13 protein-coding genes are annotated in these 10,295 nt (G+C 60.7%); 11 read left to right on the top strand and 2 right to left on the bottom strand.

Features of this window, described 5'->3' with window-relative positions:
- Positions 1-194 (bottom strand): helix-turn-helix domain-containing protein (locus I2G43_RS02175; protein ID WP_229071486.1); only part of this gene is annotated, 194 nt, incomplete at its 3' end.
- A 335-nt stretch (positions 195-529) separates the two neighbouring features.
- Here I2G43_RS02175 and I2G43_RS02170 point away from each other — a divergent pair.
- Positions 530-1,306, top strand: coding sequence for a transposase (locus I2G43_RS02170; RefSeq protein ID WP_195534924.1), 777 nt, complete (start codon positions 530-532; stop codon positions 1,304-1,306).
- A 185-nt stretch (positions 1,307-1,491) separates the two neighbouring features.
- Here the strand turns inward: I2G43_RS02170 and rpmB are convergent, their stop codons facing one another.
- Positions 1,492-1,680, bottom strand: a complete 189-nt coding sequence (gene rpmB / locus I2G43_RS02165) for a 50S ribosomal protein L28 (RefSeq protein ID WP_022094725.1) — start codon at positions 1,678-1,680, stop codon at positions 1,492-1,494.
- 451 nt (positions 1,681-2,131) lie between these two features.
- Here rpmB and pyrR point away from each other — a divergent pair, with 451 nt between their 5' ends.
- The 10 genes from pyrR (at position 2,132) to thiI (ending at position 10,105) form a co-directional block, all read left to right on the top strand.
- A complete protein-coding gene (pyrR, locus tag I2G43_RS02160; protein WP_118259765.1) occupies positions 2,132-2,716 on the top strand; it encodes a bifunctional pyr operon transcriptional regulator/uracil phosphoribosyltransferase PyrR in 585 nt (194 codons plus the stop codon).
- A 4-nt stretch (positions 2,717-2,720) separates the two neighbouring features.
- Positions 2,721-3,665 (top strand): aspartate carbamoyltransferase catalytic subunit, encoded by a 945-nt coding sequence (locus tag I2G43_RS02155; protein WP_035138537.1) that lies wholly within the window; start codon positions 2,721-2,723, stop codon positions 3,663-3,665.
- Positions 3,649-4,938, top strand: a complete 1,290-nt coding sequence (locus I2G43_RS02150) for a dihydroorotase (protein ID WP_195534923.1) — start codon at positions 3,649-3,651, stop codon at positions 4,936-4,938. Before I2G43_RS02155 ends, I2G43_RS02150 begins: the two co-directional genes overlap by 17 nt.
- A 116-nt stretch (positions 4,939-5,054) precedes the next feature.
- Positions 5,055-5,822 (top strand): dihydroorotate dehydrogenase electron transfer subunit, encoded by a 768-nt coding sequence (locus I2G43_RS02145; RefSeq protein ID WP_195534927.1) that lies wholly within the window; start codon positions 5,055-5,057, stop codon positions 5,820-5,822.
- 14 nt (positions 5,823-5,836) lie between these two features.
- Positions 5,837-6,745, top strand: coding sequence for a dihydroorotate dehydrogenase (locus tag I2G43_RS02140; protein WP_195534926.1), 909 nt, complete (start codon positions 5,837-5,839; stop codon positions 6,743-6,745).
- A complete protein-coding gene (pyrF, locus tag I2G43_RS02135; RefSeq protein ID WP_195534922.1) occupies positions 6,739-7,455 on the top strand; it encodes an orotidine-5'-phosphate decarboxylase in 717 nt (238 codons plus the stop codon). Before I2G43_RS02140 ends, pyrF begins: the two co-directional genes overlap by 7 nt.
- Before the next feature lie 239 nt (positions 7,456-7,694).
- Positions 7,695-8,003 (top strand): integration host factor, actinobacterial type, encoded by a 309-nt coding sequence (mihF, locus tag I2G43_RS02130; RefSeq protein ID WP_006236130.1) that lies wholly within the window; start codon positions 7,695-7,697, stop codon positions 8,001-8,003.
- Positions 8,004-8,573: a guanylate kinase gene (gene gmk, locus I2G43_RS02125; RefSeq protein WP_195534921.1), complete on the top strand. Its 570-nt coding sequence runs from the start codon at positions 8,004-8,006 to the stop codon at positions 8,571-8,573.
- Between the two features lie 5 nt (positions 8,574-8,578).
- Positions 8,579-8,860 (top strand): DNA-directed RNA polymerase subunit omega, encoded by a 282-nt coding sequence (locus tag I2G43_RS02120; protein WP_055250050.1) that lies wholly within the window; start codon positions 8,579-8,581, stop codon positions 8,858-8,860.
- Positions 8,861-10,105, top strand: coding sequence for a tRNA uracil 4-sulfurtransferase ThiI (gene thiI / locus I2G43_RS02115; protein WP_195534920.1), 1,245 nt, complete (start codon positions 8,861-8,863; stop codon positions 10,103-10,105).
- Positions 10,106-10,295: the final 190 nt, after the last annotated feature.

The following is a 10,295-nucleotide window of genomic DNA, read 5'->3' as shown; positions in this document are numbered from 1 at the left end:
CCGTCGCGGCAGCGCGGCCACGCCGCCAGGCGCGGGCAGGCCGCCGACAGGTCGGCGGAGGCGTCCACGCGCTCGCCGCGCCTCTCCCTCGGCGCGGTCACGAACCTGTGCGACGCCACCTCGGAGCTCACCGTCGAGGGCGACCTGCCCAGCTCCCGCGCGATCTGCCTGCACGAGGCCCCGCGCTCCAGCATCCTCTGGACCGTGTCCCGCTCGTGCCTCGTGAGCCTTCCGTAGGCCCTCGGGACCGCCCTTGCGGGGCCCCTTTTCTTCTCTCCGGACATTCCGTCCTCCGATCTCCCGGGGCCGGCCGATCCGGCCCTCAAGGTATCGGGTTCCCACATTCATCCGCACATGTGCGGATGAATGTGGGAGGTGTTCGGATAAAGTTGATAATCAAGGGATTTGTCATTTTGTCGCTCTGGGCCTTCTATTGCCGCTCATTGGATATAAATAGGTTACAGGCTCAGCATTTCGCGTTGCTTCTCTCCTTTTAGGTGTTGCCTGTACAGTTTTGAAAGGAGAGATTATGCCCCGACGCGCCCGCTCCGTTTCGATCACCGGCTACTACCATGTCTATGACCGCGGGAACTCCAAACAGATTATTTTTGAAGATGACTCCGACCGCTATCGTTTCCTATCGGACATCTCGGACAGGTTTGTGCGCCATGAAGTGGCGGTGTTGGCTTGGTGCCTTATGGATAACCACTTCCATTTGATGGTTGATGACCCATTTGACAACCTTTCAAAGGCGATGCAGTGCGCACTGACGGCATATGCTAAGTATTTCAATGGGAAAACGGGGAGAACGGGGCATTTGTTTGACAATCGCTATTCGCGGGTCGCAGTTGAGTCGGACACGCAGGCGGTGCAGCTGCTCGATTATATCCATCTCAATCCCGTGAAAGGCGCACTCGACTCGCTCGAGGCGTACCGTTGGTCAAGCTTCAGGGCATATCAGCTGGGCTACGATCCCTTTGACATTTGTGATGCGGCCCCAATGCTCGATATTGTCGGAGGCTCCCGTTGCTATTGCGAGCATCTCGAGGAAGTTGCCGGGCGCATCTGGTCAGTGGAGGTTCTTCCACGTCGGCGGATCCCTGATGAGGATGCTCTTTCCGTTGCGTGCGAAGTCCTGCCGAGCATAGATCCTGCGCTGCTCAAGGCCCTGCCACGCCCCGAACGCGATGCCTGTCTGCTGAGGCTCAGGCGGGCGCATCTTACGGTCAAGCAAATTGCCCGTATCACCGGCATCGGCGCTACAAGCGTGACTAAGGCCACCACAGGCTGGAACGAGGCGGCGTGAGGCAGGGGACGAACCGCTACTGGCACGCATCATGTCTGTCCCCAATGCGTGAAAACACTCATGTAAGTCTGTCCCCAATGGGTGCAAAAAGGCGCCCTCCACATGGAGGACGCCTTTGGTAAGTTCTATGTGAACGCGAGGTCTTTGACCCGGAGAGTCCGAGGTACTTGTTGGTAAGACCTTATTTAGGAGCGCGCAACCTTGCCGGACTTGAGGCAGGTGGAGCAAACGTTCATCTTGCGACGGTGACCATCGACGACGACGTAGACGCGCTGGATGTTGGGGCGGAACTTACGGTTGGTGACGCGGTGAGAGTGGCTGATGGAGCGACCGGCAACGGGGTGCTTACCGCAAACTTCGCATACTTTGGACATAACTGACCCTCCTTGGGCGACAAACGAACATGTCGCGTTAACAAACAAGCCTGAACTATAGCACAGAAGCATGTCTCTGTGCGCAATCTACACAGAGATATTCCTCTTTTGGCGATAGTGCCCACGCTACGGCCCTGGACGTAGATCCGATTTGCGTGCGGCAGAGGGGATTATGCCAGCTCGCAACAAGGTTTTCAAGCGCGTCCCACAAATATATATAGGTTTATGGAGCTATTGGCTCCGTTTACGGATTGACTAGTATTTATGCTCGCATTTGAGCCCGAGGTTGGCTACACTATGCCTTGACCATTAAAGGGGTACGAGATACCCACATGGAATTACATAGCTGTCAATGAGCAGTACTTCCTGTGGGTGTCTGGTCCGCTTTGAGCGGTCGGGCATCTATTTTTTTGACTGTGTCAGCAGTCAAGACATGTGAGGAAGGAGATCGATGGGCACGACTTCCCCCAAGGCGGTCATCATGGACGAGACCGCCGTCAACCGAGCGATGACCCGCATCGCGCACGAGATCCTCGAGCGCAACGAGGGCTGTGAAGACCTCGCTCTGGTCGGCATCGTCACGCGCGGCGACCTTCTGGCAAAGAAGCTCGCCGAGGCGATCAAGGAGATCGAGGGTGTCGACGTTCCGCTCGGCAGCCTGGACATCAGCTTCTATCGCGATGACTATGCGACCAATTTCGCTCCCGCGATTCACGCTACCAACATTCCCTTCAGCGTCGACGGCAAGCGCGTCGTGCTGGTGGACGACATCCTGTACACGGGTCGTACCATCCGCGCCGCTCTGGACGCCGTTATGGACCTGGGCCGTCCGAGCCGAGTCGAGCTGGCAGTTCTCGTTGACCGCGGTCACCGCGAGCTCCCTATCTCGCCGGACTTTGTCGGCAAGAACGTTCCCTCGTCGCACGAGGAGAACGTGCACCTATATATGAAGGAAGTCGACGGCCGTACCGCTGTCGAGATCAACGACGTCGCGCCGGGTTCCCACGTGGGCTCCGCGCCGCTGGGAGGTGAGTAGTACCGTGGCGTTCAATCATAAGCACCTGATCGACATTACCGAGTACTCCGAAGAGGACATCAAGCTCATCCTCGAGACCGCCAAGGCGTTCTCCGAGGTCAACGAGCGTGCCATCAAGAAGGTCCCCACGCTCAAGGGCAAGACCATCGTCAACATGTTCAATGAGCCCTCGACGCGTACCCGCAGCTCCTTCGAGCTCGCCGAGAAGCGTCTTTCCGCCGACAGCCTCAACTTCGGTGGCTCCTCGACCTCCACGGTCAAGGGCGAGAGCCTCGTCGATACCGTCGAGACCCTCAACGCCTACAAGATCGACTGCATCGTCGTGCGCGACAAGCATGCCGGTGCTCCCTACATCGTCACACAGAATTCGCCCGCGAGTGTTATCTGCGCCGGTGACGGTAAGCACAACCACCCTACGCAGGCTCTGCTCGACCTGTACACCATCTGGGAGCACAAGGGTGACTTCCACGGTCTGAAGGTCGCCGTTGTCGGCGACATCGCCCACTCCCGCGTTTGCGGCTCGCTGATTCCCGCGCTGAAGATCATGGGCTGCGAGACCTACGCCGTCGCCCCCGGCACGCTGCTGCCGCCGGCGCCCGAGGTTCTGGGCTGCGACCACGTGACGAGCGACCTCGATTCCGTCCTGCCCGAGCTGGACGTCGTCTACATGCTGCGTGTACAGCAGGAGCGCCTCGAGGGTGCCCCGTTCCCGACCATTCGCGAGTACCACAAGCTCTTCGGCCTTACCAAGGACCGTGAGAAGCTCATGAAGCCCGACGCGATCATCTGCCACCCGGGCCCCATCAACCGCGGCGTCGAGTTCGACTCCTATATGGCCGACCACCCGCAACGCTCCGTCATCCTGGAGCAGGTCTACGCCGGTATCTGCGTGCGTATGGCTATCCTGTATCTGCTGCTTGGAGGTGCCGATAATGGCCTTGCTTCTTAAGAATGCCCACGTCGTCGACCCGTCCGTCGAGCTTGACGGTGTCGTTGACGTCCTGATCGACGGCGACAAGATCGCCGAGGTCGGCGAGAACCTCGCCGCCGAGGGAGCCGAGGTCCGCGACCTTTCCGGTAAGTACCTCGTCCCTGGCCTGGTGGACATGCACGTCCACCTGCGTGAGCCCGGCTACGAGGTCAAAGAGGACATCGAGAGCGGCACCCGCGCGGCTGCTAAGGGCGGCTTCACCGGCGTGTGCGCCATGCCCAACACCGACCCCGTTACCGATAACGGTACCGTCGTTGAGTTCGTCAAGTCCCGCGCTGCCGAGGTCGGCCACTGCCGCGTCTATCCTTCTGGCGCCATGACCCGCGGTCTTAAGGGCGAGGCCATGTCCGAGATGGGCGATATGGTCGCCCACGGCGCTGTCGCCTTCACCGACGACGGTCGCGGCGTGCAGGGTGCAGGCATGCTCCGTCGCTGCATGGACTACGGCAAGATGTTCGGCAAGGTCTTTATGAGCCACTGCCAGGACGAGGACCTGGTCGGCCACGGCCAGATCAACGAGGGCAAGGTCTCGACCCGTCTGGCTCTTGAGGGCTGGCCGGCTGCCGGCGAGGAGCTGCAAATCGCTCGCGACATCGAGATCGCCAAGCTGACCGGTGCCAAGCTGCACATCCAGCACATCTCCACCGCCCATGGCCTGGAGATCGTGCGTGCCGGCAAGGCCGCTGGCGTTCAGGTTACCTGCGAGGCAACCCCGCACCACATGTTCCTGACCGAGAACGACCTGGACGAGACCTACAACACCTCGCTCAAGGTCAATCCGCCGCTGCGCACCGACGAGGACGCCGAGGCCATCCGTCAGGGTGTCATCGACGGCACCGTCGACGTCATCGTCACCGATCACGCTCCCCACACCCCGTGGGAGAAGGCCCGCGAGTTCGAGCTTGCGCCCTTTGGTATGATCGGCCTCGAGACCTCGCTGTCGCTCGTACTCACCGAGCTGGTCAACACGGGCAAGATGAGCGTGGGCCGCATGGTCGAGCTCATGGCCATCAAGCCGCGTGAGATCCTGGGCCTCGACCAGGTTCAGATCAAGGCGGGCTCCGTTGCCGACTTGACTGTGTTCGACGCGTCCGCCACCTGGACGGTCGGCGAGGGCGGTTACGAGTCGCGCGCCGAGAACTCCGGTTTTGCCGGCCGCACGCTCACCGGTCGTGCCACCGATGTGTTTGTCGGCGGTAAGCAGACGCTTGCCGACGGCTGCATCTGCTAGCATAGCTTTATCGCTTTTATGCGCGGCGCCCTTGCGGTGCCGCGCTTTCTGTTCGCCTGAACCATGCAACCGCATGGGGGATTGGAGCGTCTATGCCCACACCTTCCACTGCACGCATGCACGACTTCGAGGTCGTCTCGAACCAGGAGATCGCCGACGGCATCTTCTCGCTCGTTATCTCGGCCCCCAAGCTTGCAAGTGCGCTCAAGCCCGGTCAGTTCGTGAATATCGCCGTGCCGGGCGATGCTTCCTCGCTGCTTCGCGTGCCCCTGAGCTTCTATCGTGCCGACGCCGAGGCCGGCACCGTCGAGCTGTGGTACGCCGTCGTGGGCGATGATACCCGTCGTCTGTCGCAGATGGCCCCTGGCTCCACCTCCAACTTGCTGGGCCCTGGCGGCCGCGGCTGGTTCGTGCCCGAGGGTACCAGGAAAGCACTGCTCGTCGCCGGCGGCATTGGCGTTCCGCCCGTGCTCTGCCTGGCTGACATGCTTGCTAAGCAGGGTGTAGCCGTCGACGTGTGCCTGGGCTTTGGCACCGCGTCCAAGGCCGTGGGCGTCGATGAGTTCCGCGCGCTGGGAGCCACGGTCAACGTGTGCACCGATGACGGCTCGTTGGGCACGCACGGCTTCTGCACCGATCCTGCCGCCGAGCTGCTCGGCGAGGGCGGTTACGACTACGTCGCCAGCTGTGGTCCCGCCGTCATGATGGAGAAGGTCGCCGCCGCTGCCGCCGAGGCCGGCGCGTACTGCGAGGTGTCGCTCGAGCGCATGATGAGCTGCGGCTTTGGTGCCTGCAACACCTGCAATGTCGAGACGGTCGACGGTATGAAGGGCGCCTGCATGTGCGGCCCCGTGTTCGATGCTTCCAAGGTGGTGGTCTTCTAGTGGGTACCGTGAACATGGCCGTCGATTTCGGCGGCGTCAAGATGCAGAACCCCATCAACACCGCAGCCGGTACCTTTGGCTACGGTTGGCAGTTCCAAAACTTCTTCGATGTCTCCCAGCTGGGTGCCATCACCACCAAGGGCTGCGCTGCCGAGCCCTGGCCCGGCAATCCCGCACCCCGCATGGCCGAGATCCCCGGCGGCATGATCAATTCCGTGGGCCTGCAGAACCCCGGTGTGGCCGCTTTCGCCCGCGAGTCCGGTCCGTGGCTCGAGCAGCTCTCTAAGGACGGTTGCCAGGTCATCTGCCAGGTTGCCGGTCATTCCGTGGACGAGTTTGTCCGTGCGCTCGAGATGTATGTCGAGCTGTGCCCCTGGGCTGCCGGCTATGAGATCAACGTGAGCTGCCCCAACATTGCCGCCGGCGGTGCCGCCATGGGCTCCACGCCCGAGGGCGCCTCTTCCGTCATGGCCGCCTGCCGCAAGGTGACCGACAAGCCGCTGTTCGTAAAGATGGCTCCGGTTAACGTCGCCGAGATTGCCAAGGCTCTCGAGGCCGCGGGAGCCGATGGCCTTTCGGTCATCAATTCCATCCAGGGTATGGCCATCGACGTTCACACCCGCAAGTCGCGTGTGGCCAAGCCCAAGGGCGGTCTTTCGGGCCCGCTGTGCCATCACATCGCCGTGCGTATGGTCTGGGAGGTTGCCCAGGCCGTCGATATCCCCATCAACGGCGTCGGCGGCGTCATGACCGGTGAGGATGCGGCCGAGTTTATCCTGGCTGGCGCTGCCTGCGTATCGGTCGGTATGGCCAACTTCGTCGATCCGTGCGCTTCGCTCAAGATTGCGCGCGAGCTCGAGGCCTGGGCCGAGTCCCAGGGCGTGAAGGACATCAACGAGCTGGTAGGTGCTTTCGAATGCTAGAGACCGATGCCCGCGACCGCGTTATCGTCGCCCTCGACTGCGACCGTGAGCGTGCGCTCGAGCTCGCCCATGAGCTTTCGGGCCATGCCGCTTGGCTTAAAGTGGGCATGACGCTCTATTACGCTGAGGGTCCCGAGATCGTCAAGACCTTTAAAGACCTGGGCTTTAAGGTCTTCCTCGACCTTAAGTTCCACGACATTCCGCATCAGGTGCGCGGTGCCGCTCGCTCGGCCTCGCTTGCCGGCGCCGACCTGCTTTCGGTTCACGGCTTGGGTTCGGGTGCTATGCTCGCCGCCTGCCGTGAGGGTGCCGAGGAGGCGCGCGAGGATCGAGCCAAGCTCGTCGCCATCACCGTGCTTACGAGTATGAATCAGGATGCGTTGAGCGAGATCGGCGTCGAGTTGCCCGTTGCCGAGGAGGCCGCCCGTCTGGCAAAACTCGCCCAGGCCAACGGTATCGACGGCATCGTGTGCTCGCCGATGGAGGCTCATGACATGCGTGAGCTGCTGGGCCCCGATGCGCTGATTGTGACCCCGGGCGTGCGTCCTGTTGGTGCTGCGCTGGGCGATCAGTCCCGCGTGGCCACGCCTTCCCAGGCTATCGAGCGCGGCGCGAGCCATATCGTGGTTGGCCGCCCCATTACCGGCGCCGATGATCCGGTTGCCGCGTTTGACGCCATCGTTGCCGAGCTGGTCGAAAACGTCGCATAAAAGATTCCCTTAAGTCACCACTTTTGGGTCTCATTAGCACAAATTAGCCCCTGTGCCTGCGAAAACTTTCCCATCCTTTGTGTGGAATCGCAGGTCAGGGGCTCATCTTTTAGCGCGATATATTGCACTTTTTGCGGGTATCGTCTAACCTATGGAGCCGCGATTGGGCATTTTGTACGTTTTACGTGCTAAAATGCCAAATATTGAATCAGATATAACCCAACTATTTGGAGGTACGAATGGCACTCCCTCAGCTTACCGATGAGCAGCGCAAGCAGGCTCTTGAGAAGGCTGCCGCCGCGCGTCACGCTCGCGCAGAGCTCCGTGAGCAGATCAAGAAGGGCGAGAAGTCCCTCGAGTCCGTGCTCAACTCCGATGACCCCATTGCTTCCCGCATGAAGGTTTCCACCCTCATCGAGTCTCTCCCCGGTTATGGCAAGGCCAAGGCCGCCAAGATCATGGAGGAGCTCGGCATCTCCGCTACCCGTCGCGTCCAGGGCCTTGGCGTCCGTCAGCGCGAGCAGCTCCTCGAGCAGCTGACCAAATAAGTGAGCGCTCAGGATTCAAAGCTCTTTGTGATTTCTGGACCGTCAGGCGCAGGCAAGGGCACGCTCGTCACTCGTGTGCGCGAGCGTCGCTCTAACCTGGGCCTGACGGTTTCGGCTACCACGCGAGCCCCACGTAAAGGCGAGGTCGATGGCGTCAATTACTTTTTCCTGACGCGCGAGGAGTTCGACCGCCGCGTGGCAAACGGTGAGTTTGTTGAGTGGGCCGAGGTCCACGGTAACTGCTATGGCACGTTGGTGAGCGAGGTCCAGTCCAAGCTCGCCTCTGGTTCGTCTCTCATCTTGGAGATCGATGTCCAGGGTGCCTTGCAGGTCAAGGAGCGTTTTCCCGAGGCCGTGCTGATCTTTATCAAGCCACCCTCGCTCGAGGTGCTCCGCGAGCGTCTGGTCGGTCGCGGTACCGAGACGCCCGAGACGATCGAGCTGCGTATGGCAAACGCCGCCCATGAGCTTGCCCTTGCCGACCGCTACGACGAAGTCGTGGTGAATGACGATCTCGACCGCGCGACCGATGAGCTCGTTCGCGTTCTCGATATGCATGAAAGGATCTGAGGTCCGTGTCCGTTGTAAAGCCTTGCATTGACGATCTTCTGGAGAAGACCGATCACAACCGCTTCCTGCTCGCTTCGCTTGCCTCCAAGCGTGCCTGCGACATCAATAGCATGCTGCGCGGCCAGCATAACCGCGTGCTTGCCGTTCAGGATGTCGACGACATCACCATCGCGCTCTCCGGCGCCGATACCATCTCGATGGCTATGGACGAGATCGTCGACGGCGATATCTCCTACGACGAGGCCCGTTACGAGAAGGCGCTCGGCCACAAGGTTGCTGAAGCCTAAATGGCAGCTCGCGTCTGCCTGGTCCACTATCACGAGGTTGGACTGAAGGGCAAGAACCGCGCACATTTTGAGCATATCCTCATGGATAACATTAAGGCGGCTTTGGCCGCCTTTTCCGTGAACGCCGTGTCTCGAATTTCCGGTTATATCCTCGTGACCTTTAACGAGCATCAGGCCGACGAGGCGGCGCGTGTCATCCGCACCGTCCCCGGCGTTGCCCGTGTGTCCCTGGCGTACCACACCAACCGCGACCCGCAGGAGTACTGCGCCGCTGCCGTCAAGGCGTTGCGCGAGTTTGGTCCCTTCGATTCGTTTAAGGTGCACGCCAAGCGCTCCAATACCGACTATGAGCTCACCTCGATTGATATCAATCGTCAGGTGGGCGAGGTACTGTGTGAGGCCTTCCCCGATAAAAAGGTTCAAATGCACGACCCCGATGCGATGGTGCACGTACTGGTGGTCCAGGGTAGCGTTTACGTGTACGCGCGCTCCGAGCGCGGCGTGGGCGGTCTGCCGGTGGGTTCTGCCGGCAAGGTCGTGACGCTTCTGTCGTCGGGCATCGATTCTCCGGTGGCGACCTGGATGCTCGCGCGGCGCGGCGCGGTGTGCGTGCCGGTACATTTCTCCGGTCGTCCGCAGACGCCCGATACGAGCGAGTATTTGGTGCAGGACATCATCCGTGCGCTTGAGCCGGGTGTGCAGATCGGACGCCTGTACGTGGTGCCGTTTGGCGATTGCCAGCGTGAGATTTCCGTCACCTGCCCCAGCAACCTGCGCGTGATCATGTATCGCCGCATCATGTATTCGGTTGCCGAGCGCATTGCGCATATCGAGGGCGCCAAGGCCATCGTGACCGGCGAGTCGCTCGGTCAGGTTGCCTCCCAGACGCTCGAGAACATCATGGCCGTCAACGAGGCCGTGAAGATTCCCGTGTTCCGTCCGCTCATCGGGTCCGACAAGCAGGAGATTATTGCGCGCGCTCAGGAAATCGGCACGTTCGATATTTCCACCGAGGCGGCGCCCGACTGCTGCACGCTGTTTATGCCGCGTCGTCCCGAGACACACGCCAAACTCGATGCCGTGCACGAGGCCTGGGAGCTGTTCGACCACGAGGAGATGATCGAACGCCTGCTTAAGCAGACCGAGTACATCGACTTCTCCAGCAACACGTATAAGGCCCCTAAGACCTTAAAACGCAAACATTCGGAGCTTGCTCCGCGTGAGATTTACCAAGATCACGAGTAATGTTGTGTATAGACCGGCGGTGCATTTGCATCGTCGGTCTTTTTGTATCTGGGCTTTTGGCGATAAACGGTTCATTTATCGACGTGTGACTGAATAAATGGACATGTTCGCGCAAGGTTTTTGTCAGATTTTGGTTTGACCGCGATAACCAGTGTGGACGTGCGGAGGCTTCGGCGCTCGTTTCCTGACA

Source organism: Collinsella aerofaciens, assembly GCF_015557435.1.
In the GTDB taxonomy this organism is placed as follows: domain Bacteria; phylum Actinomycetota; class Coriobacteriia; order Coriobacteriales; family Coriobacteriaceae; genus Collinsella; species Collinsella aerofaciens_Z.
The sequence above is the reverse complement of the archived record's forward strand: the minus strand, read 5'-3'. Positions and strand labels throughout refer to the sequence as shown.

Coding starts and splice junctions, on each gene's coding strand:
- pyrR (WP_118259765.1), top strand. CDS start 2,132: ATGGGCACGACTTCCCCCAAGGCGGTCATCATGGACGAGACCGCCGTC.
- I2G43_RS02145 (WP_195534927.1), top strand. CDS start 5,055: ATGCACGACTTCGAGGTCGTCTCGAACCAGGAGATCGCCGACGGCATC.
- I2G43_RS02150 (WP_195534923.1), top strand. CDS start 3,649: ATGGCCTTGCTTCTTAAGAATGCCCACGTCGTCGACCCGTCCGTCGAG.
- thiI (WP_195534920.1), top strand. CDS start 8,861: ATGGCAGCTCGCGTCTGCCTGGTCCACTATCACGAGGTTGGACTGAAG.
- I2G43_RS02140 (WP_195534926.1), top strand. CDS start 5,837: ATGGCCGTCGATTTCGGCGGCGTCAAGATGCAGAACCCCATCAACACC.
- rpmB (WP_022094725.1), bottom strand. CDS start 1,680: ATGTCCAAAGTATGCGAAGTTTGCGGTAAGCACCCCGTTGCCGGTCGC.
- I2G43_RS02170 (WP_195534924.1), top strand. CDS start 530: ATGCCCCGACGCGCCCGCTCCGTTTCGATCACCGGCTACTACCATGTC.
- pyrF (WP_195534922.1), top strand. CDS start 6,739: ATGCTAGAGACCGATGCCCGCGACCGCGTTATCGTCGCCCTCGACTGC.
- mihF (WP_006236130.1), top strand. CDS start 7,695: ATGGCACTCCCTCAGCTTACCGATGAGCAGCGCAAGCAGGCTCTTGAG.